Genomic DNA, 21798 nt, shown 5'->3' on the forward strand with positions numbered 1-21798 from the left:
ATCTCGGTGGTCGGCGAGGCGGCAACCGGCGCCGAGGCGGTCGCCCAGGCGTCTGCCCTGCGCCCCGACGTGATCACGATGGACGTGCAGATGCCCGACATGGACGGCATCGAGGCCACCAGGCGGATCGTCGCCGACGCGGGCGTCGGAGCGGCCATCGCGATCGTGACGACGTTCGACCGCGACGACTACCTCTACCAGGCGCTGGATGCCGGAGCGAGCGGCTTCCTGCTCAAGAACGCCGGTGCGGAGGATCTCATCGCGGCGGTCCGGGCTCTCGCAGCGGGCGACGGGATGCTGGCGCCCGAGGTCACGCGTCGGGTGCTGGCTCGATTCACGACAGCATCCTCATCGGCATCCGCTTCGGCATCCGCCGGGGAATCGACGCCGACCGCCGCGCCGTCACAGGTCGCCCCGACCGTGCTCCTCGACCCGCTCACCGAGCGCGAGGCCGAGGTGCTGGTGCTGCTGGCCGACGCCCGCAGCAACGCCGAGATCGCCGGCGCCCTGTTCATCGGAGAGGCCACCGTGAAGACCCACGTCTCGCGGATCCTGCAGAAGCTCGGTGCGCGTGATCGCGTGCAGGCCGTGGTGCTCGCGCACCGGATGGGACTCACGTAACGCTGACCCCGATACCCTCGGATCCATGACCACCGCCGCACCTCTGTCTCGACCGATCCTGGCCGGGGTGGTCACCGCACTGGTCGGATTCACGAGTTCGTTCGCCGTCGTGCTCACGGGTCTCGGCGCTGTCGGCGCCACACCTGCGCAGGCGGCCAGCGGACTGCTCGCCGTCAGCCTCACGATGGGACTCGCCTGCATCGTGCTCGCCTGGCGGTATCGGATGCCGATCACCGTCGCCTGGTCGACCCCCGGCGCCGCACTCCTCGCCGCGACCGGAGTGGTCGACGGCGGATGGCCTGCCGCCGTCGGCGCGTTCCTCGTCGCGTCCGGGCTCATCCTGCTCACGGCGCTCTGGCCGGCGCTCGGTGCGCTGATCGCCCGCATCCCGCCGTCCATCGCGCAGGCGATGCTCGCCGGAGTGCTGCTGCCACTGTGTCTCGCGCCGATCACCGGCCTCGTGGCGAACCCGTGGGGCGTGGTTCCGGTCGTGCTGACGTGGCTGGTCTTCGCACGTATCGCGCCGCGGTGGGCCGTGCCCCTCGCCTTCGTCGCCGCAGCGGTCGTGGTGGCCGTCTCGCTGATCCAGGAGCGCTCAGCAGTCGACGCCGGACTCCTCGTGCCCCGGCTCGAACTCACCGCCCCCACCTTCACGGTCGGCGCTCTCGTCGGTCTGGCTCTGCCGCTGTTCATCGTCACGATGGCCTCGCAGAACGTCCCCGGCATCGCCATCATGCGCAGCTTCGGCTACGAGGTCCCCTGGCGTCCTGCGACGCTCGTGACGGGAGTCGGAACGGCGGTCGGCGCGACCGCCGGCGGCCATGCCATCAACCTCGCGGCGATCAGCGCCGCCCTCGCCGCCTCGCCCGACGCCGACCCCGATCCGAAGCGCCGTTGGGTCGCCGGGGTCTCGACCGGAGTCTCGTACCTGCTGCTCGGCGGGTTCTCGGCGGCCTTCGCCACGCTCGTGCTCCTGGCCCCCGAGGCGGTGATCCCTGCGGTGGCAGGTCTCGCGCTGTTCGCCGCCTTCGGGTCGTCCGTGCAGCAGGCGATCGACGACCCGGGCGAGCGCATCCCCGCGGTCGTGACCTTCCTTGTCGCGGCCTCCGGCATCGCGGTGCTGGGAGTCAGCGCCGCCTTCTGGGCTCTCGTCGCGGGCCTCGTCGTGCGCACGGTGCTGCATGCCGGGCGCCGCTGACCCCGGCCAGCACTGACACCGGCCGGCACTGACACCGGCGAGGACTGACACCGGCGAGGACTGACACCGGCCAGCACTGGCACCGGCCGGCGCCGGCACCTCACGGAGCGCCCTCGGCTACCGTGGACGCGTGACAGTTCCCACGCCTGCTCCTGCGCCGTCGGCCGGTGCGCCAGTCGGATACTTCGACGCACGTGCACTGCTCGACCCGGTGAATCCCGCCGAGGTCGACGCCTTCGCCCGAGCGCAGCGCGCGGCGAACCCCACGCCGGCCGGTCGGATCGTCGCGTGGGTGGTCGCGGGGTTCGCCCTGCTGTGCGTGGTGCCGGTCCTCGCGATCATGATCCTGGGCCTGGGCTATGCGATCGGTCGTGAGACGGGGGTCGCGGTCGCCGCTCTCCTCGGACTGATGCTGCTCGCGGGCCTCGTCATCGGGATCGTGATGCTGGTGCGTCGCAGCATCCGTCTGCGCAATCTCACCCGATTCCGCCTCGCGCGCTTCGCCGGGGCGAACGCGATGAGCTACATCGAGCGGATCGACGACCCGCCGCTGCCCGGCATGATCTTCTCGTCGGGGTCGAGCCGCATGTCGACCGACGTGCTGCGAGGGGTCGAACCGCGCTTCGTCGAGTTCGGCAACTACCAGTACACGACCAGCAACGGCAAGCAGTCGACGACCCACCGCTGGGGATACGTCGCGGTGAAGCTCGACGTGCCGCTGCCGAACATCGTGCTCGACGCGCTCGGCAACAACACTCTCGGCAGCACGCTCGCGGCCGCGTTCCGCAGCGACCAGCGGCTCTCGCTCGAGGGCGACTTCGACCGGTACTTCTCGTTGTACTGCCCGACCGGATACGAGGTCGACGCCCTGTATCTGTTCACCCCCGACGTCATGGCGCGGTTCATCGACCATGCGGCGCAGCTCGACGTCGAGATCGTCGACGACTGGCTCTTCCTCTATGCGCGCCGCAACCTGTCGACGCTCGACCCCGCGACCTGGGCGTGGCTCTTCGGCGCGGTCGGGGCGCTGCTCACCAAGCTCGATCAGTGGGCGCGCTGGCGCGACGACAGGCTGCGGCTCGCGGCGCAGCATCCGTCCCTCCCGACCTACGGCGCCCCGGCTCCGGCGCCTGCCGGAGCACCCGCCTTGCCGTTCGCCGCTCCGGCGGGGATGCTGACCCCTCCGCCCATCGGCGTCGCCCCGCCCGGTCAGCGCCTCAGGCGACGCAGTCCCTGGCTGATCGTCGGGATCATCCTGGGGATCACGTTCGTCGTGACCGCGGCGCCGTTCGCGCTCGGGATCTTCTCGGTGCTGTTCCTGCACTGAGCACTTCGCTCTCCCGCGCGCGCTTCACCGCTCTCCCCCGCACGGCTGACGACTGCCCACGCGGGGCACCCGCAGATCCCCCGCACGGATCCGCCGCAGGGGGGATGCCGAGGCCGATCACCGCGCCATAGCGTGAGGGCATGCGATGCACTGAGCGAACGGAGTAAGTCGAAGTGACCACAGGAAAGCTCGTACTCACCGGCATCACCAAGAGCTACGGCTCTCGGCGCGTGCTCGACGACGTCTCGTTCGAGGTGTCCCCCGGGCGCCTCACCGGGTTCGTCGGCGGCAACGGCGCCGGCAAGACCACGACGATGCGCATCGTGCTGGGCCTGCTCGGCTCCGACGGCGGACGCGTCGAACTCGACGGCGTCGCCCTGACCAGCGCAGACCGCCGCCTCTTCGGCTACATGCCCGAGGAGCGTGGCCTGTACCCCAAGATGAAGGTGCTCGAGCAGATCGTGTACCTCGCCCGACTGCACGGGATGAGCAAGGCGGATGCCACGGCACGGGCGACCGCGCTGCTCACCGAACTCGGGCTCGAGGAGCGCCTCGACGACACGATCGAATCGCTGTCGCTCGGCAACCAGCAGCGCGCGCAGATCGCCGCAGCGCTCGTGCACGACCCCGAGGTGCTGATCCTCGACGAGCCGTTCTCGGGCCTCGACCCGCTCGCCGTCGACGTCGTCGCGTCGGTGCTGCAGGCGAGCGCCGCCAAGGGTGCGTCGATCCTGTTCTCGTCTCACCAGCTCGACGTCGTCGAGCGACTCTGCGACGACCTCGTGATCCTCGCCGGAGGCACGATCCGCGCGTCCGGCTCCCGTGACGGGCTGCGCACGCAGCACGCCGGCAACCGGTACGAGCTCGTCTCGGCAGGGGATGCCGGATGGCTGCGCGCCGAACCCGGCGTCACCGTCGTCGACTTCGAGGGCGGCTACGCCCTGTTCGACGCCGACGACGTCGACACCGCCCAGCGCGTCCTGCGCACCGCCGTCGACCGCGGCGATGTCGCGAGCTTCGCGCCCAAGCATCCGTCCCTCGCCCAGATCTTCAAGGAGGTCATCCAGTGAGCACCTCGAACACCACCGGCTCGCCGTCGCAGGCATCGCTGATCTGGCTCGTCGCCGAGCGGGAGATCGGATCGAAGCTGCGCAGCAAGGCCTTCCTGATCTCGACCGGCATCCTGCTGTTCCTCGCCCTCGCCGCCATCGTGATCGGCGGCTTCGCGAGCAAGAACACCGACGCGATGCCCGTGGCCGTGACCTCTGAGACCGCATCCGCGGTGTCTGCCCTGCCGGATCTCGAGATCACCGAGGTGGCCGACCAGGCCGCGGCCGAAGAGCTCGTGCGCTCGGAGAAGGTCGATGCCGCGGTCGTCCCCGGTGAGGGCCCGACCGGGGTCACGATCATCGCTCTCAAGGACGCGCCCACCGGTCTCGTGTCTGCGCTCTCGCAGGCTCCGGACATCGAGATCCTCGAACCCGCGACGACGAACCCGCTGCTGCGGTACTTCATCGCGATCGCATTCGGCGCCGTGTTCATGGGTGCGGCCGCGACCTTCGGCGGCACGATCGCGCAGAGCGTCGTCGAAGAGAAGCAGACCCGCGTCGTCGAGATCCTGCTGTCGACCATCTCGGCCCGCACCCTGCTCGCCGGCAAGGTGATCGGCAACACGATCCTCGCGATGGGGCAGATCCTCGCCCTGGCGGCGGTCGCGACGATAGGGCTCATAGCGACGGGTCAACGCGAGGTGCTGTCGACCCTCGGCGCCCCCATCATCTGGTTCGCGGTGTTCTTCCTGTTCGGGTTCATCCTGCTCGCGGCCCTGTTCGCCGCCGCCGCATCGATGGTGTCGCGTCAGGAGGACATCGGCTCGACCACGACTCCGATCACGATGCTGATCATGGCGCCGTACGTGCTCGTGATCGTCTTCAACGACAACCCGCTGGTGCTGACGATCATGTCGTACGTGCCGTTCTCGGCTCCGGTCGGCATGCCGATGCGGCTCTTCGTGGGCGAGGCGCAGTGGTGGGAGCCGCTGCTCAGCCTCGTGATCCTGCTGGCCAGCTGTGTCGCGGCGATCGTGATCGGCGCGAAGATCTACGAGAACTCGCTGCTCCGCATGGGTTCGCGGGTCAAGCTGGGCGAGGCGCTGCGCGGCTGATCACAGCCCCGCCCCTGACGCCCGCTCCGACGACGAGGCCCCACCCTGCAGATGTCTGCGGGGTGGGGCCTCGTCGTTCAGATGGTCACGGACCGGTTCAGATCAGGCCGTCCGACAGGGTGGTGGGGTTGCCGAACCGGTGGTTGGTGATCGACACGGCCTGCTCGTGCAGGAACGGCAGCATCTCGACTCGACCGGCCCCCGTGACCGCATGCGACCAGACGGCGACATCGGGCGTGCCGCCGAGCGCCTCGAACAGCGCAGCCGCATCGCCGCCGACGAGACGCACACGCTGCCAGCTGTGCTCGGCCTTCGCCGCCGCCTTCGCGTAGCGCTTGACCCAGGCCGCGTCGTTCTCGAGCTTCGGGGTCACGCCCTGGGCGCGCAGCGCCTTCTCGACCCGCGAGGGCAGGGCCGATGCGGACACCGTGAACGGGCTGCCGCTGCGCAGGGCCGCGGCGATCACGCGGATGCCGTCGGCGAGCGGTGCGTCCTCGGCGATGCGCACGTCGACGGCGACCGGGCGGTACCGGAACACGTTGCGCTCGACGCCGAGACCCGACTTGTCGCTCACGGCGCCGAACTCGTCGACCCAGGCGCGCTCGTCGGAGGCGGCGGCACGGTGCAGCCACTCGATCTCGACGGCGCCGAGGTCGGAGCCGGCCGCGCTGAGCACCGCCTCGACCGAGGGGTTCACCGCAGCCCCGGGAGCCGCGGCGGGGAGCTCGGCCGGAGCCCACTCGCCGAGACCGAACAGGTAGTTCGGGCCACCGGCCTTGGCGCCGGCGCCGACGGCCGACCGCTTCCAGCCGCCGAACGGCTGACGCTGCACGATCGCGCCGGTGATGCCGCGGTTGACATAGAGGTTGCCGGCCTCGACGCGGTCGAGCCAGGTGGCGACCTCGTCGGAGTCGAGCGAGTGGATGCCGGCGGTGAGGCCGTAGTCCACGGCGTTCTGCAGGCGGATCGCCTCGTCGAGGTCCTTGGCGTGCATGATCCCGAGCACCGGTCCGAAGAACTCGGTCAGGTGGGTCGTCGAACCGGGGGCGACGCCGATCTTGACGCCCGGCGTCCACTGCGTGCCCTCGTCGTCGAGCTTCTTCGGCTCGACGAGCCAGCGCTCGCCCTTCTCGAGGGTCGTCAGCGCGGTGAGCAGCTTGCCGTTCGCCGGCTCGATGATCGGACCCATCTGCGTGGCGGGGTCTTCGGGCAGTCCGACGCGCATCGAGGTGACCGCATCGACGAGCTGACGCTCGAACCGCTGCGAGTCGGCGACCGAGCCGACGAGGATCGCGAGCGATGCGGCCGAGCACTTCTGCCCGGCGTGGCCGAATGCACTGCGGGCCACATCGGCGGCCGCCAGGTCGAGGTCGGCCGAGGGTGTGACGATGATCGCGTTCTTGCCGCTCGTCTCGGCGAGCAGCGGCAGGTCGGAGCGGAACGAGCGGAACAGCTGCGCCGTCTCGTATGCACCGGTGAGGATCACGCGGTCGACCACGGGGCTGGCGACGAGGCGGGTGCCGAGGTCGCGGTTCGCGAGATCGACCAGTGCGAGAAGGTCGCGCGGAACACCCGCGGCCCACAGCGCCTCGACCATGACCGCGCCGCAGCGCTGCGTCAGCTTGGCCGGCTTGATGATCACACCGGAGCCGGAGGCGAGACCCGCGAGCACGCCACCGGCGGGGATCGCGACCGGGAAGTTCCACGGCGGGGTGACGACGGTCACCTTCGACGGCACGAACTCGGCGCCCGAGATGCTCTCGAGGTCGAGGGCGCGCTCGGCGTAGTAGTGCGCGAAGTCGATCGCCTCGGAGACCTCGGGGTCGGCCTCGGCGATGGTCTTGCCCGCCTCGTGCGCCATGATCTCGATCATCTGACCACGTCGGGCGGCGAGCTCATCACCCGCGCGGTGCAGCACGGCGGCACGCTCGGCGGCAGGAAGCGCCGCCCATCGAGCGGCGGCGGCGGATGCGGCGGCGAAGATCCCGTCGAGCTCGTCGGTCGTCTCGACCTTGGCCAGAGCGATCGAGTCCAGACCCAGCGTCGAATCGACCGAGCGCTGCAGGATCTCACGACCCCAGGTGCGGTTCACGGCGATCGCCGGGTCGCTGTCGGGCTGGTTCTCGAAGCCGGTGGTGACGGCCCCGCCCGCACCGGCAGCCGCCTCAGCGGCGCGGTCCTGCACGCGGTTCGACGAGGGCACCGAGCGGTCGGCCTCGAGGCCGGCGAGCGAACGCTCGAACCGCTCGCGCTCCCGGGTGAGCAGCGCCGGGTCGGAGGCCAGCTCGAACACGGCAGACATGAAGTTCTCGGGGCTGGCGTTCTCTTCGAGGCGACGCACGAGGTAGGCGATGGCCACGTCGAACTCGGCCGGGTTCACGACGGGTGTGTAGAGCAGCAGCTGACCGACGTCCTTGCGCACGGCCTCCGCCTGGCCGGTCGCCATGCCCAGGAGCATCTCGTACTCGACGGCGTCCGTCACGCCACGCGCCTGCGCGAGCAGCCACGTGTAGGCGATGTCGAACAGGTTGTGGCCTGCGACGCCGATGCGCACGGCATCCAGTCGCTCGGGAGTCATCGACCAGTCGAGCACGCGCTTGTAGTTCGTGTCGGAGTCCTGCTTCGTGCCATAGGTCGCCAGCGGCCAGCCGTGCACCTTCGAGTCGACCTCTTCCATCGCCAGGTTCGCGCCCTTGACGACGCGGACCTTGATCGGCGCTCCGCCCTTCGCGCGCCGGGCGGCGGCCCACTCCTGCAGGTGCTGCATCGCGCCGAGCGCGTCGGGCAGATATGCCTGCAGCACGATGCCGGCCTCGAGCTTCTCGAGACCCGGCTGATCGAGGATGCTGGTGAACGCCGCGATCGTCAGGTCGAGGTCGCGGAACTCCTCCATGTCGAGGTTGATGAACTTCGTCTTGCCGGCGGCCTCCGAGGTCGCCGCGAGCTCGTAGAGCGGGGTGAGCTTCTCGACGACGTCGGCCACGGCCTCGTCGAACGACCACATCGACAGCTGGCTGACGACGCTCGAGACCTTGATCGACACGTAGTCGACGTCCTTGCGGGCGAGGAAGTCGTAGGTGCCCTGCAGGCGACGACCGGCCTCGCGCTCACCGAGCACGGCCTCGCCGAGGAGGTTGAGGTTGAGGCGGTTGCCGCTCTTGCGCAGCTTCGCGATCGCGGGGCCGAGCTTCGACGGGGTCGCGTCGAGCACGAGGTGTCCGACCATGGCGCGCAGCACGCGCCGCGAGATCGGCACCACGACGCCGGGGAGCTTCGGCGCCCAGAACCCGCCCGTCTTGATGGCGGCGCGCAGGTATCCGGGCAGCAGCGAGGGGGTGATCTCCGAGAGGTCGGCGAGCGCACGGCCCGCGACGCTGAGATCTTCGGGACGCATCACGCCGTCGACGAAGCCGACGGTGAACGCGAGTCCGTTCGGGTCCTTGAGGACCTCCGACAGGCGCTGGGCGGCGGGCTCGACGGGGTGGGTCTCGCTCTCGGCGAGCCAGCGCTGCACGAGGGCGGCGACCTCTTCCGTGCGGGGGGTGGCGCCGCGGGAGGTGGCGTCGGGGGTGGTGGTGTCGGCGGCGACAGTCATCGGGGAACCTTCCAGGGGGATCGCACACCCGGGTACGTGTGCGGCTCGATCATTGTCAGGCGCGGGAGTAGGCTACGTCTATCAACCGATTCGCGAGCATTCTGTTCATTCAGAGTGAACGATTCGAACCACTCGGAAAGGGAGCGGATGCTCGACGTCAACCGACTGCGGATGCTGGTCGAACTGTCGCGTCGAGGCACCCTCTCAGCCGTCGCCGACGCGCTCTCCTACAGCAAGGCCTCGGTGTCTCAGCAGCTCAGCGCGCTCGAACGAGACGTGGGAGTCCCGCTGCTCCGCCGCGTCGGGCGAGGCGTGCAGTTCACCCCGCAGGGCAACGTGCTCGTGGGTGAGGCCATCGGCATCCTCGATCAGCTCGAGCACGCCGAGGTCGCCGTCGCCGAGTCGCTGACGGAGGTGACCGGAACGGTGCACATCGCCGTCTTCCAGTCGACGGCGCACTCCCTGCTGCCCGGCGCGCTCAACACGCTGCGTGAGCAGCATCCCGCGCTCCGCGTCGAGGTCACCGAGAGCGACCCCGAGACCGGACTCGTGGGCGTCTCGAGCCGCGACTTCGATCTGATCCTCGCCGAGCAGTACCCCGGTCGCACCCGCCCGATCCATGCCGACCTCGACCGGGTGGTGCTCGTGCACGACTCGATCGCGCTCGCCCGGCGTCCGGGCACGCCGGAGTCCGCCGCTGCCACAGCCGCCGCTGCCACTGCGGCGCTGTGGTCGACGAGAGACGAGCCGTGGGTGCTCGAGCCCGCAGGCACAGCGTCGCGAGCCTGGGCCGAGCAGCTGTGCCGCACGGCCGGCTTCGAACCCGACGTGCGCTTCGAGGTCGCCGACCTCACCGCGCACGTTCGCCTCATACGCGCGGGCCTCGCCGTCGGTCTGCTGCCCGAGCTCGTGTGGGCCGGCGAGGCGCCCACCGTGGCGCTCACGCCCTTGCCCGATGAGCCGCGTCGGGAGATCTTCTCGTCGGCTCGCCGGGTGTCGGCCGCCGCCCCGTCGATCCGCGCGGTGCGCCGCGCACTCGCATCTGCCGCATCCCGCAACCTGCTGGACTGAGCCGACGAACAGTCGGGCACGGATGCGCGCACGCTCGGGCGCGCGCAGGGCGCGACGTCAGGTCGCCTACAGGGTCGCTGCGTGATCGGGCACGAATGCGTGCTCGTCGATCGGCGGGCGCGGAGCTCCGGACGCCGCGGGACGATCGGGAAAGTGGACCTCTTCGGGGTCGAGCCGGCGATAGGGGATCTGGCTCAGAAGGTGGTGGATGGTGTTGAGCCTGGCGGCCTTCTTGTCGTCGCTGTCGATCGACCACCAGGGCGCTCTCTCGCGATCGGTGACGTCGAACATCGCGTCCTTGGCCTGGGAGTAGTCCTCCCAGCGGGAGATGGAGGCCAGGTCGGTGTCTGAGAGCTTCCAGCGTCGCATCGGATCGTTCAGGCGCGATCGGAATCTCTTCTCCTGCTCGATGTCGGATACGGAGTACCAGTACTTCAGCAGGATGATCCCGTCGTCGACGAGCATCTGCTCGACGACGGGAACCTGCGCGAGGAAGCGATCGTATTCCTCGTCGGTGCAGTAGCCCATCACCTTCTCGACGCCGGCGCGGTTGTACCATGAGCGATCCATCAGCACGATCTCGCCCTTGGTGGGCAGCCGTTCGATGTAGCGCTGGAAGTACCACTGCCCCTTCTCCCGCTCGGACGGCTGCGGCAGGGCGACCACCCGGGCGTGCCGTGGATTGAGGTACTGCATCACACGCTTGATCGCACCGCCCTTGCCCGCGGCATCGCGGCCCTCGAAGATCACCAGAATCCGCGCGTCAGCCGCGATGACCCACTGCTGCATGCTGACGAGCTCGATCTGCAGGCGCCGCAACTCCTTCTCATAGAGCTTCTTGTCGATGCGAGCGTGCTTCTGCTTCTTCTTCTTGTCATGGGTCTTGCTGGCCATCTTGTTCTTCCGTCCGTGGCGTGGGTGAAGGGCGGCCGCCCCACGCCCGATCTCGAGAGACAACCAGACCCCGGGCGACCGGAGAAGCCCCTTGCTTTTGGGCAGCGCCGCGGATCGCGTGCCGAACGCGGACGCCGCGATGCCCGGTGACAGACGAGCTGGACGTCACGCGGCGTCATCGGGAATATGCATTCACATGCATCTGTTGAGATCCTCGTACCCGGACGAAGGAGTCCGATCGACTCCTTCTGAAAGGCACTTCCGTGAGCACTCCCGTGATCGACCGCACCGCCCCCACCGAGCACCCCGTCCTCGACGTCCTCGCCGGGCGCTGGAGCCCGCGCGCGTACGACGCCGAGAACTCGATCGACGACGCCAAGCTGAATGCCGCCCTCGAGGCCGCTCGCTGGTCGCCCTCCGCCTACAACCTGCAGCCGTGGCGCTTCATCGTCGCTCGGCGCGGCACCGCTCTGTTCGACCAGGTCGTCGACTCCCTGGTCGAGTTCAACCAGCTCTGGGCCTCGAAGGCCTCGGCTCTGATCGTCGCGATCGCCGAGACCGAGTCCGAAGACGGCAAGGCCATCAGTCACGCCGTCTACGACCTCGGCCAGGCCGTGGCGCACTTCTCGGTGCAGGCCCACCACGAGGGTCTCCTCGTGCACCAGATGAGCGGTTTCGACCCCGAGGCGGTCCGCGAGTTCGCCGACCTGTCGCCGCGGTTCTCCGCCATCACCGTGATCGCGGTCGGCGAGCTCGGCGACGCTTCGGGCCTTCCGGAGGGCCTCCAGCAGGGTGAGACGGCGCCGCGCGTGCGTCGCCCGATCGCCGAGACGGTCATCCTCAGCGCCTGACACGGCGCCAGACACAGCAGTCGCCCCCGGCCCGGGGCACACAAGAGGGGCGGATGCCGCAGCATCCGCCCCTCTTGTCGTACCCGGTTCTACTCGTCGAGCAGCTCGGCCTCGATCACATCGTCGTCTTCGCCGGATCCCAGGTCGGGTTCGGGCTCGGGCGAGGTCGACGTGAGCACGAGGCCCGCGCCGTCGACCGCGACGTCGACCCTCACCAGGTCGCCGTCGTGCACGCCGCCGGAGAGCAGCGCCGTGGCCAGCTTGTTCTGCACCTCGGTCTGGATGAGACGGCGCAGCGGGCGAGCACCGAACATCGGGTCGTATCCGCGCTCGGCGAGCCACGCCCGAGCATCGGGAGTGACCGCGAGCGTGAGTCGGCGGTCGCGCAGCCGGTCGTGCAGCTGATCGATCGACAGCTCGACGATCTGGGCCAGGTCGTCTTGGCTGAGCGCCGAGAACATCACGATGTCGTCGAGACGGTTGAGGAACTCGGGCCGGAACGCCTGGTGCACGAGAGCCATCACCTGCTCGCGCTTCTCATCGGGCGAGAGCGTCGGGTCGATGAGGATCGGTGAACCGAGGTTCGAGGTCAGGATCAGGATCACGTTCGTGAAATCGACCGTTCGCCCCTGCCCGTCGGTCAGACGACCGTCGTCGAGAACCTGCAGCAGCACGTCGAACACCTCGGGGTGCGCCTTCTCGACCTCGTCGAGCAGCACGACGCTGTACGGACGCCGCCGCACGGCCTCGGTGAGCTGCCCACCCTGCTCGTAGCCGACGTATCCCGGAGGGGCGCCGACGAGCCGCGAGACCGAGTGCTTCTCGCCGTACTCCGACATGTCGATGCGCACCATGGCGCGCTCGTCGTCGAACAGGAAGTCGGCCAGAGCCTTCGCCAGCTCGGTCTTTCCGACGCCTGTCGGCCCGAGGAACAGGAACGATCCGGTCGGCCGACCGGGGTCACTGATGCCCGCCCGCGAACGGCGGACCGCATCGGACACCGCCTTGACGGCATCCTTCTGCCCGATGAGGCGCTTGCCGAGCTCGGATTCGAGGTGCAGCAGCCGCTCGCTCTCACCCTGCAGCAGTCGACCGACGGGGATGCCGGTCCACGCGGCGATCACGGCGGCGATGTCCTCGTCGGTGACCTGCTCGTTGACCATGCGCCCCTCTGTCGAGACCGTGGCCTCGGCCTGCTCGGCTTCGGCGATGTCGCGCTCGAGGCGCTTGATCGTCTCGTATTCGAGCTTCGAGGCGCGGGTGTAGTCGGCCTCGCGCATGGCGAGGTCGCGCTGCGTGATCGCGTCGTCGAGCTGCTTCTTGAGCTCTCCGACCCGGTTCAACCCCTGGCGCTCGCGCGCCCAGCGGGCTTCGAGCTCGGCCAGCTGCGCTTCCATGCCCACGAGCTGCTCGCGGAGGGCCGCGAGTCGTTCTTTCGAGGCGGCGTCCTTCTCGCGCTTGAGAGCGAGCTCTTCGAGCTTCATGCGGTCGACCTGGCGCTTGAGCTGGTCGATCTCGACGGGAGACGAATCGATCTCCATCTTGAGACGCGACATCGACTCGTCGATCAGGTCGATCGCCTTGTCGGGGAGCTGCCTCGCGGGCAGGTACCGGTTCGACAGTGCAGCGGCGGCGACCAGCGCACTGTCGGCGATCGTCACCCCGTGGTGCGCCTCGTAGCGCCCCTTGAGCCCTCGCAGGATCGCGATGGTGTCTTCGACCGTGGGCTCGCCGACGTAGACCTGTTGGAAGCGCCGCTCGAGAGCGGCATCCTTCTCGATGAACTCGCGGTACTCGTTGAGGGTCGTCGCGCCGATCAGTCGCAGCTCACCCCTCGCGAGCATGGGCTTGAGCATGTTCGATGCGGCCACCGAGCCTTCACCACCGCCGGCGCCCATCAGCACGTGCAGCTCGTCGATGAAGGTGATGATCTGCCCGTCGGATTCGGTGATCTCCTTGAGCACGCTCTTCAGCCGCTCCTCGAACTGCCCGCGGTACATGGCCCCGGCGACGAGGGCCGAGATGTCGAGCGACACCAGCTCCTTGTCCTTGAGCGACTCTGCGACGTCGCCCGCGACGATGCGCTGGGCGAGGCCCTCGACGACGGCGGTCTTGCCTACGCCCGGCTCGCCGATCAGCACCGGGTTGTTCTTCGTGCGGCGCGTGAGCACCTGACTGACGCGGCGGATCTCGCTGTCGCGTCCGATCACGGGGTCGAGCTTGCCCTGGCGGGCGCGGTCGGTGAGGTTGATCCCGAACTGCTCGAGGGCGGACTGCTGGTCGTCGTTCTGCGTGCTCTGTGGGCTGGGCATGGGTTCCTCCTGGGGAGACTCCTTCTGATCACTGTCTTGTTGTCATGGTCCGCAAAGTTGAGTGGACTTGACTCAAGTTTAGCGCATACTGCGCACGGCATCCAGGATCGCTCGCGCGACCGCGTGCTTAGAGCCTGACGCGGATGACACGACGGCGCCACCCCCTCCTACGATCTCGACGGCGTTGTCCCTCTTCTCGAAACCGTGATCGGCATTCGCGAGGTTGACGGCGAGCAGATCGACGCCCTTGCGCTCCCGCTTGCGGCGAGCACGTTCCCGGCGCTCGACCGGATCCTCCGAGGTCTCGGCGGCGAAGGCGACGATCGTCTGGCCCTGCGGCGCTCGGCCCTCGGCGCGCGATGCGGCGAGCGCGGCGACCACGTCCTCGTTCTCGACCAGATCGAGGCGCGTCAGCACGCCCTGCTCCTTGGTGAGCTTGTGCTCCGACACCGTCGCGGGGCGATAGTCGGCGACGGCTGCGGCCATGATCACGATGTCGGCCGCCCGCGCCGCCTCCTTCATCGCGTCGGCGAGCTCCGCTGCGGTGCCGACCGGGACGACTCTGATGGACGGATGCCGCGCATCGGCGAGCACATCGGCCGAGATGTTCGCAGCGACCACCGTCACGTCGGCGCCGCGCGCCGCGGCATCCGCGGCGAGCGCGATGCCCTGCCGACCACTCGACCGATTGCCGAGGAAGCGCACCGGATCGATCGGCTCACGCGTGCCGCCCGCCGAGACGACGACCCGAAGCCCTTCGAGGTCGCGCGGCGCGAGCAGCGCGAGGGCCGCCTCGAGGATCTGCTCGGGCTCCGCCATGCGGCCGGGTCCGCTGTCGCCGCCGGCGAGCTCGCCGTCGGCCGGGCCGACGAGGTGCACCCCGCGCGACGTCAGCGTCGCGATGTTCGCCTGCGTGGCGGCGTTGCGCCACATCTCGGCGTGCATCGCCGGCGCGAGCAGCACCGGCGCTTCGGTGGCGAGCAGCGTGGTGCCGAGCAGGTCGTCGGCGATGCCCGCGGTGATCTTCGCGATCGAGTTGGCCGTCGCGGGGGCGACGATCACGAGATCGGCACCCTGACCCAGCGCGACGTGCCGCACGCGGGCGACGTCGTCATGCACGCTGGTCGTGACCGGATGCCGACTGAGCGCCTCCCAGGTGGGGGTGCCGACGAATCGCAGCGCGTCCTCGGTCGGAACGACGGTCACATCGTGTCCCGCCTTGGTCAGCAGACGCACCAGGTGCACTGTCTTGTATGCGGCGATGCCACCCGTAACCCCGACGACGATGTTCACGGTTCGATTCTGCCCCAGCATCCGAGGCCGCGGGCCCGAGACTGCTCGACCCGCTTCTAGACTGAAACGCGTGTGCACCGTGGTGATCGATGTGGCCGGCCCCGAGACCGCGCGGCTGCTCGCGGTGCGGGATGAAGACCCTCAGCGTGAGTGGGACGCCCTCGGCGAATGGTGGCCCGACGCCTACCCCGGAGTCTCGGGCATCCGCGACCGGCGGGCGGGCGGCGCCTGGCTCGCGGTGAACCCCGCCGAGCGACGACTCGCGGTGCTCCTCAACCGCGCCGACGTCGTCGACCTCGCCGCCGACGTCGCGGTGTCGCGCGGTTCGCTCGCCCTGGAGTCGGTCATGGGCCGCTCGCCGGCCGCGCCGCTGCCCATGCACGGCTTCAACCTGCTCGAGGTGCGGCCGGAGGGAGCGCGCGTGCTCAGCTGGGACGGCGCCGAACTGCGAGAGACATCGCTCGCCGACGGCATCCACATGATCGCGCACGATGACCTCGACGATCTCGACACTCCGCGCATCGCCGCCTGGCTGCCCGAATTCCGCGGTCTGGGCGCGACCGCCGACAGCCCCGACTGGTCAGGTGCGTGGACGTCGCTGCTCGCCTCGTCCGCTCAGCTCGACCCAGAGGATGATCGGGCGATCATCCGCGACAACCGTCCGCATGGCTATCCGACGCAGTCGCTGCTGTACTGCACCGCGTCGGTCACCCCCGAGGGCGTCGACGTGGACTATCGCGCCCTCCCGAGCCCAGGACACTGGGACCACTGAGCGCAGCGCTCGTCACAGCGCTCTTCACGGGGCTCGTCGCAGCGCTCGTTGCGCGCTCGTCACCGCGCGGCAGGCGATCGAGCGGTCACGCCGCAGACGACTCCGATTCCTCCGCGCACGAGAAGCGCGCGCGGTAGGCCGTCGGGGTGGTTCCGAGCACCCGCGAGAAGTTCTGTCGCAGCACCGCGGCCGACCCGAAGCCGCATTCGTCAGCGATCTGCTCGAGCGACAGATCGCTGCGCTCGAGCATCCGCTGGGCGTGCAGCACGCGCTGTCGCGCGAGCCAGGCCGCAGGAGTCGCGCCGTACTCAGCCTTGAACCGGCGGGCGAAGGTGCGGGGAGACATGAGAGCGCGGGCCGCGAGCTGATCGACGCCCAGGTCGTCGCGCAGATGCTCGACCGCCCAATCGGCGACGGCAGCGATCGAGTCGTTCTGGGCGACCGGGATCGGGCGGTCGATGAACTGCGCCTGACCGCCGTCGCGCTGCGGCGGGACGACCATGCGGCGGGCGATGCGATTGGTGAGCTCGGCGCCGAGCTCGATGCGCAGCAGATGCAGGCACGCGTCGATGCCGGCCGCGGTGCCGGCGCTCGTGATGATCCGGTCGTCCTGCACGAAGAGCACGTCGGGGTCGATGTCGATCTGGGGATACATCTCGGCCATCACCTCGGAGTACATCCAGTGCGTGGTCGCGCGTCGCCCGTCGAGCACACCGGCGGCGCCGAGGATGAAAGATCCGCTGCAGATGGTCAGCACCCAGGCCCCCCGCGCCACCGCGTCGCGCGCGACCTCGAGAAGCAGCGGATCGATCTGCGTCCAGTACTCGCGAGGCACGGGGCAGAAGATAACGAGGTCGGCCTCGTACGCGAAGGACAGGTCGTGCTCGACGTTGATCGAGAAGCCCAGCTTCGACGTCACGACGCCGGGATGCGGCGCGATGACCCGGAAGTCGAAGTTCGGCACGCCGTCGTTCGACCGGTCGAGGCCGAAAGCCTCGCAGGCGAGACCGAACTCGAACGGCGCGAATCCGTCTTGGACGATGCAGGCGACGGTCTTCATCATGGCTCTCTCCCGGCTTTGGCAGTTTTCCTACGAGGAGATTCTATTCTGCCACTCGTGGCAGATCAAGAGTGATCGTAGCGTTTCTGCCATGATCCTCCTCATCGCACTTCTCGCCCTCGCTGTCTGGGCCGTCGTCGCCACCATCATCGAACTCCGCCGTGACGGACATCGACGCGTTCCCACCGACTGGACTCGCGTCGCCGAAAGGGATGCCCTCGACCGCGCGGAGGCCGGCCACGTCTATCGGTGACCCGGGGCGAGCAATCTCCCCCATCCGATGACGCGCGCGGCTACGCTCGGGAGCATGAGCGAGCCTCAGCAGCCTCCCGCGCAGCCACACGGAACTCCCCCGCAGTTCGCGGGCTCGCACTATCCGCCGCAGCCGGCACAGCCGTCCCGGCCGCCGCAACCATCCCAGCCGGACGCCGGCCAGCCCTACGGTGGGCAGGCGTACGCGGGGCATCCATACCCGGCGCAGCCATATCCTGAGCCACAGCGTGCGGCTTCCTCTGGCAGCTCAGGACTCGGTCGTCTCGCCTTCCTCCTCGCCGTGATCTCGCTCGGGATCGGACTCCTCGTCACGCTGTCGTTTCCGCTGATGTACCGGATGATGGGTGATCCATCAGCCATCGGCGCGTTCGGAGCGGTCGGCAACGGGCTCGTGCTGATCATCGCCGTCGTGGGGCTCATCCTCGGTCTGATGTCGGTGCGGCGACCAGGGCCGCAGATCCTCGCGGGCATCGCGATCGGCGTCACCGCCTCGCAGCTCGCCGGGATCGTCATCTCGTGGGTGTCGAACCTCTTCTACGCGTTTTCCTTCTGATCGTCCGGAGAATCGATGAGCGAGCAGCAGCAGAATCCAGACCGGCCGCAGCAGCCCGGCCAGCCCTATGCACAACCGGGCCAGCCGTATGCCCACCCCGGCCAGCCCTACACGCAACCCGGCCAGCCGCATGCCCACCCCGGCCAGCCCTACACGCAACCCGGCCAGCCGTATGCCCACCCCGGCCAGCCCTACACGCAACCCGGACAGCCGTATGCCCGACCGGGCCAGCCCGATGGAGTCGCGGCGGCGGCCTATGCTCCGGGCCAGGCGACCGCACGCCGTTCGGGAGGTCTCGGTCGCACGGCATTGGTGATCGCCGTGGGCGCCGTGGCGATCGGGCTGCTCTGGCAGCTCGTCACCCCGTTCCTGTATTCGAGCGTCGGCTTCGGCGTCGTCGACCTGCTGTCGAACCTCGTGAACCTGGTCGTGATGGCAGGCGCAGGTGTCGCCCTGGTGCTCGGAATCATCGCGCTTCGACGCCCGGCGCCTCATCTGCTCCCGGCGATCGCCATCGGCGTGGGAGGCAGCACGGTCATCGGCACGCTCGTCGCGTGGGTGTCGAGCGTGTTCTACTACTTCGGGTTCTGAGTCCGAGGATCAGCCCGCGAGCACGCGCTCGTAGATCTCGATCATCGCCGCGGTGCGCGAAGACTGGCGGAACGACTCCGAGACTTCGCGCATCGGCTGCGGTGCGATGCCGGCGGCGATGTCGGATGCCGCGCGGCGCAGAGTCTCGACGAGACCCGCTCGTCGCTGATCCTCGGTGCCGGCTGCCCCGGGCGCGGCCCAGAGTCCGCCCCCGAGCTCTGCCGCGATGTCGGGGTCGCTGATCACCGACGGCGTGCCGAGGGTGGCCGCCTCGAACGGCGTCATGCCCTGCGTCTCGAAGCCGATCGACGTCTGCACGAGTGCGTCGGCGGCGGCGATGCGGGCGAGAGTGTCTGCGTAGCTGAGCTTGCCGGCGAAGTGCACGTTCGACAGGCCCGAGACGATCTTCTCGGCGGCGGCGCGCTGAGCGCCGCCCCCGATGATCTCGAGGTCGGCGTCGATTCCCGACTCGACGAAGGCCTCGAGGAACGGCAGCAGGCGCTTCTCGGGGCTCATGCGCCCGAGCCAGACGAAGCGGGGACGCCCAGGTGCGCGTCCGATCGGTGCGGCGGCGAGCGTCGCCTCGCGCACGTCGTCGTCGATGCCGTTCCACACCACGTCGACGGGACTGAAGACCCCGTGCTCTTCGAGGCGGCGTGCGAAATGCGTCGAGGGTGCGGTCACGGCCGACGAGCCGCTCGCGATGCCACGCAGGAAGGCCCAGCCGTCGTTCCCGCGCATCTGCTCCGCGGCGCCTCGCAGCGCGCGGCGGCGCCAGAGGTTGAGTGCTCGAAGCACCGGGCCGTGCAGCGGCGTGACGGCGGCGATCCCGACATCGACGCGGTTGTGCATGGTGTGGACGACGGGGATGCCGTGACGAGCGGCATACCGGTGGCCGATGAAAGCGCCCCAGAAGTCGGCCTGGACATGCACCAGATCGACCGGAGGGCGGTGCGTCATCCTGCGGTCGAGCGCACGGTCGGTGGATCGGCCGGGCCAGCTCATCGAGTACTCGCGGTCGGTGGTGATCGGCACGGACGGCAGATCGACGTTCGACGAGTCGGCGATGCGTGAGGCGCGAGCCCCGTGCATCTTCGGTGCGACGACGGTCACCGTGTGGCCGGCGCGCTCGAGGAACTCTCGCTGCAGCCGCATCGACACCTGAGCTCCGCCGAGGGAGTCCAGGTGCTGATCGCCGAAGAAGACGATGTGCATGACGGGCGTCGTCACTCGGGAAGCGGCTCGTCGCGGTACAGCGCCTCGAACGTGTCGAGCGTGCGGTTGATGTCGTGGATCGCGACGCCGTCGAGCGATGCCTGCTGCATCCGCGCGTACTCGCCTGGCGATGCGGTGAGCACGTCGGTCAATCGCGCGGCGAGGGCATCCGCGTTGCCCGGCTCGAACAGGTAGCCGTTCTCACCGTCGTGCACGAGGTGCGGCAGGGCGACGGCATCCGCTGCGACGATCGGCAGCGCCGAGGCCATCGCCTCCATGGTCGCGATCGACTGCAGCTCGGCGATCGAGGCGATGGTGAACACCGACGCGCGCGACAGCAGTGCACGCAGCTGCTCATCCGTCGTGCGGCCGTGGAAGGTGACACGGTCGGCGATGCCCAGCTGAGTTGCCAGGTTCTCGAGCTGCTTGCGCTGGTCGCCACCGCCGACGATGTCGAACGTCGCCTCGAGCGCCGGGTCGAGCTTCGTCATCGCCTCGAGGATGACCTCGACCTGCTTCTCGGCGGTCAGGCGTCCGACGAAGATGATGCGGTTCTTATCGCGAGGAGCGATCACCGGGGTGTACTGCGTGCGGTCGATGCCACAGCTGACCGGGATGACGCCCGTGACTTCCACCGTGCGCTCGAGGAAGTCCGCCGCCCGACGGGTCGGTGTCGTGATGGCGCGCACCAGGCCGAACGTGCGCTTCGCGTCGGCCCAGGCGAACCGCAGCACCAGATCGTCGATGAACTTCGGCATGGTGGTGTGGTCGAGGATGTTCTCGGCCATCACGTGGTTCGTCGCGATCACGGGGATGCCACGTTCGTGCGCGATGCGAGAGAGGCCGCGGCCGATCACGATGTGCGACTGGATGTGCACGATGTCGGGCTGCACGCTGTCGAAGATCTTGCGGGCGTAGTGCTTCACCCGCCACGGCCACACGAACCGCAGCCAGTCGTGGGGTGCCCAGCGCACCGACGGCAGCCGGTGCAGGGTCATCGGCTCGCCCTCGATCACCTCGGTGCGCGGTGCAGCTCGGCGGTAGGCCTGGTTCGGTGCGACGACGTGCACGTCATGACCGCGCTGCACGAGTCCGGCCGCGAGACGCTCGGCGAAGCGGGCGGCGCCGTTGATGTCGGGCGCGAAGGTGTCGCAGCCGATCAGGATGCGAAGCGGACGCTGCCCGGAGTCGGGGGCGACGTCGGGAGCGCTCGTCGGATCGGAGGTAGAGGAGGACATTCTGCCTTACGGTACGGCGGTCAAAGAGCCCGATCGGGCGCTGGCCACTCTACCTGAGGGGCCTGATCGGGCCGCCGAGGCATACCGGCATCCCTCAGCCTCACCCCCTAGCGTGGAGGCATGCGACTGACTGCCGACGCCGACCCCCGGTTGTGGATCCCCGTCACCGATTCGCTCGGCTGGAAGGGGCGCCGGCATCGCAAGGCTGCGATAAGGATGCTGCTGGGGCAGGTGAACTCGGCGATCGGCGTCACCGAGCGCCCGGGTTCGCGGATCGGCGCGTGGGCGATGAGCCAGGCGGCGCCGATGCTGATGCGTCGGGCGGACGGTCGCGTGCTCGTGTGGACGTGGAAGGCTGATCCGGAGCTGGTCGTCGCGATGGCCACCGTGCAGGCGCTGACCCCTCAGGTGCGGGTCGCTCGCGCATCGATGCCGATGGACTATGACGACACCCAGTCGTTCTCGAGCCGGTGGCTGGGCACGGGAGAGAAGCTCGTGGTCGCGATGCCGCCGTCGCCCGCGTCACCGCCTTTCGCCACCTACACCTGGGACACCGGCACGCATCTGGTGACACTGACCGCGATGTGCAGCGACCGCGAACGCTTCGGCACGCTCGACGGCGCTCTCGACGACCTGGCGCGCAGCATCCGCGTCGCCGACGAGGTCGCGGGAGGCGAGTCGCCCGAGGTGCTGAGGCTCGACCCGGCGTGACGATCCGAGCGTCGCAGCCGGACGGCTGAGCCGCCACGGGCGGGTATGATCGGCGCCAT

Annotated in this window: 19 protein-coding genes; 12 read left to right on the forward strand and 7 right to left on the reverse strand. The window is 69.3% G+C overall.

Features of this window, described 5'->3' with window-relative positions:
- The 5 genes from RU09_RS01420 to RU09_RS01440 all read left to right on the forward strand — a co-directional run.
- Nucleotides 1-621: response regulator (locus RU09_RS01420; protein WP_042536796.1), on the forward strand; the 621-nt coding region annotated here is incomplete at its 5' end.
- A 25-nt stretch (nucleotides 622-646) separates the two neighbouring features.
- Nucleotides 647-1819 carry a benzoate/H(+) symporter BenE family transporter gene (locus RU09_RS01425; RefSeq protein ID WP_042536797.1) on the forward strand — a complete coding sequence of 391 codons (1173 nt, stop codon included), beginning with the start codon at nucleotides 647-649 and terminating at the stop codon, nucleotides 1817-1819.
- 130 nt (nucleotides 1820-1949) lie between these two features.
- Nucleotides 1950-3146: a hypothetical protein gene (locus RU09_RS01430; protein WP_042536798.1), complete on the forward strand. Its 1197-nt coding sequence runs from the start codon at nucleotides 1950-1952 to the stop codon at nucleotides 3144-3146.
- A 173-nt stretch (nucleotides 3147-3319) separates the two neighbouring features.
- Nucleotides 3320-4216, forward strand: coding sequence for an ABC transporter ATP-binding protein (locus RU09_RS01435; RefSeq protein WP_042536799.1), 897 nt, complete (start codon nucleotides 3320-3322; stop codon nucleotides 4214-4216).
- Nucleotides 4213-5310 (forward strand): ABC transporter permease, encoded by a 1098-nt coding sequence (locus tag RU09_RS01440; protein ID WP_042536800.1) that lies wholly within the window; start codon nucleotides 4213-4215, stop codon nucleotides 5308-5310. Before RU09_RS01435 ends, RU09_RS01440 begins: the two co-directional genes overlap by 4 nt.
- A 97-nt stretch (nucleotides 5311-5407) precedes the next feature.
- Here the strand turns inward: RU09_RS01440 and RU09_RS01445 are convergent, their stop codons facing one another.
- Nucleotides 5408-8905 (reverse strand): proline dehydrogenase family protein, encoded by a 3498-nt coding sequence (locus tag RU09_RS01445; RefSeq protein WP_042536801.1) that lies wholly within the window; start codon nucleotides 8903-8905, stop codon nucleotides 5408-5410.
- Nucleotides 8906-9052: 147 nt separating this feature from the next.
- Here RU09_RS01445 and RU09_RS01450 point away from each other — a divergent pair, with 147 nt between their 5' ends.
- Complete coding sequence (locus tag RU09_RS01450) at nucleotides 9053-9976, forward strand: LysR substrate-binding domain-containing protein (RefSeq protein ID WP_042536802.1); 924 nt, start codon at nucleotides 9053-9055, stop codon at nucleotides 9974-9976.
- Between the two features lie 66 nt (nucleotides 9977-10042).
- On the opposite strand, the gene ppk2 is transcribed toward RU09_RS01450, so the two are convergent.
- Nucleotides 10043-10870, reverse strand: coding sequence for a polyphosphate kinase 2 (ppk2, locus tag RU09_RS01455; RefSeq protein WP_042536803.1), 828 nt, complete (start codon nucleotides 10868-10870; stop codon nucleotides 10043-10045).
- 263 nt (nucleotides 10871-11133) lie between these two features.
- On the opposite strand from ppk2, the gene RU09_RS01460 reads away from it, so the two are divergent.
- Nucleotides 11134-11721 carry a nitroreductase family protein gene (locus tag RU09_RS01460; protein WP_042536804.1) on the forward strand — a complete coding sequence of 196 codons (588 nt, stop codon included), beginning with the start codon at nucleotides 11134-11136 and terminating at the stop codon, nucleotides 11719-11721.
- 89 nt (nucleotides 11722-11810) lie between these two features.
- Here the strand turns inward: RU09_RS01460 and RU09_RS01465 are convergent, their stop codons facing one another.
- Both RU09_RS01465 and coaBC read right to left on the reverse strand, forming a co-directional pair.
- Nucleotides 11811-14033, reverse strand: coding sequence for an ATP-dependent Clp protease ATP-binding subunit (locus RU09_RS01465; RefSeq protein ID WP_079113711.1), 2223 nt, complete (start codon nucleotides 14031-14033; stop codon nucleotides 11811-11813).
- Between the two features lie 78 nt (nucleotides 14034-14111).
- Nucleotides 14112-15326 (reverse strand): bifunctional phosphopantothenoylcysteine decarboxylase/phosphopantothenate--cysteine ligase CoaBC, encoded by a 1215-nt coding sequence (coaBC, locus tag RU09_RS01470; RefSeq protein WP_042536888.1) that lies wholly within the window; start codon nucleotides 15324-15326, stop codon nucleotides 14112-14114.
- Between the two features lie 70 nt (nucleotides 15327-15396).
- Between coaBC and RU09_RS01475 the strand changes: the two genes are divergently transcribed.
- Entirely contained in the window at nucleotides 15397-16098 is a 702-nt protein-coding gene (locus RU09_RS01475; RefSeq protein ID WP_082040992.1) for an NRDE family protein, read from the forward strand.
- Between the two features lie 85 nt (nucleotides 16099-16183).
- Here the strand turns inward: RU09_RS01475 and RU09_RS01480 are convergent, their stop codons facing one another.
- A complete protein-coding gene (locus tag RU09_RS01480) occupies nucleotides 16184-17158 on the reverse strand; it encodes a GlxA family transcriptional regulator (RefSeq protein WP_197065932.1) in 975 nt (324 codons plus the stop codon).
- 91 nt (nucleotides 17159-17249) lie between these two features.
- Between RU09_RS01480 and RU09_RS18655 the strand changes: the two genes are divergently transcribed.
- The 3 genes from RU09_RS18655 to RU09_RS18660 are packed head-to-tail and all read left to right on the forward strand — an operon-like array spanning nucleotide 17250 to nucleotide 18575.
- On the forward strand, nucleotides 17250-17411 hold the full coding sequence (locus RU09_RS18655) for a hypothetical protein (protein ID WP_197065927.1): 162 nt from the start codon (nucleotides 17250-17252) through the stop codon (nucleotides 17409-17411).
- A gap of 54 nt (nucleotides 17412-17465) precedes the next feature.
- Nucleotides 17466-17984, forward strand: a complete 519-nt coding sequence (locus RU09_RS18415; protein WP_042536806.1) for a hypothetical protein — start codon at nucleotides 17466-17468, stop codon at nucleotides 17982-17984.
- 15 nt (nucleotides 17985-17999) lie between these two features.
- Nucleotides 18000-18575, forward strand: coding sequence for a hypothetical protein (locus RU09_RS18660; RefSeq protein WP_197065929.1), 576 nt, complete (start codon nucleotides 18000-18002; stop codon nucleotides 18573-18575).
- Nucleotides 18576-18584: 9 nt separating this feature from the next.
- On the opposite strand, the gene RU09_RS01495 is transcribed toward RU09_RS18660, so the two are convergent.
- Together RU09_RS01495 and RU09_RS01500 are read right to left on the reverse strand one after the other, a co-directional pair.
- Nucleotides 18585-19805 (reverse strand): glycosyltransferase family 4 protein, encoded by a 1221-nt coding sequence (locus RU09_RS01495; RefSeq protein ID WP_331451819.1) that lies wholly within the window; start codon nucleotides 19803-19805, stop codon nucleotides 18585-18587.
- On the reverse strand, nucleotides 19802-21028 hold the full coding sequence (locus RU09_RS01500; protein WP_042536808.1) for a glycosyltransferase: 1227 nt from the start codon (nucleotides 21026-21028) through the stop codon (nucleotides 19802-19804). The genes RU09_RS01495 and RU09_RS01500 overlap by 4 nt, the downstream gene beginning before the upstream one ends.
- A 120-nt stretch (nucleotides 21029-21148) precedes the next feature.
- Between RU09_RS01500 and RU09_RS01505 the strand changes: the two genes are divergently transcribed.
- On the forward strand, nucleotides 21149-21739 hold the full coding sequence (locus RU09_RS01505) for a hypothetical protein (protein WP_042536809.1): 591 nt from the start codon (nucleotides 21149-21151) through the stop codon (nucleotides 21737-21739).
- The last annotated feature ends 59 nt before the right edge of the window (nucleotides 21740-21798 follow it).

Source organism: Microbacterium sp. MEJ108Y (assembly GCF_000834175.1).
Lineage (GTDB): Bacteria > Actinomycetota > Actinomycetes > Actinomycetales > Microbacteriaceae > Microbacterium > Microbacterium forte.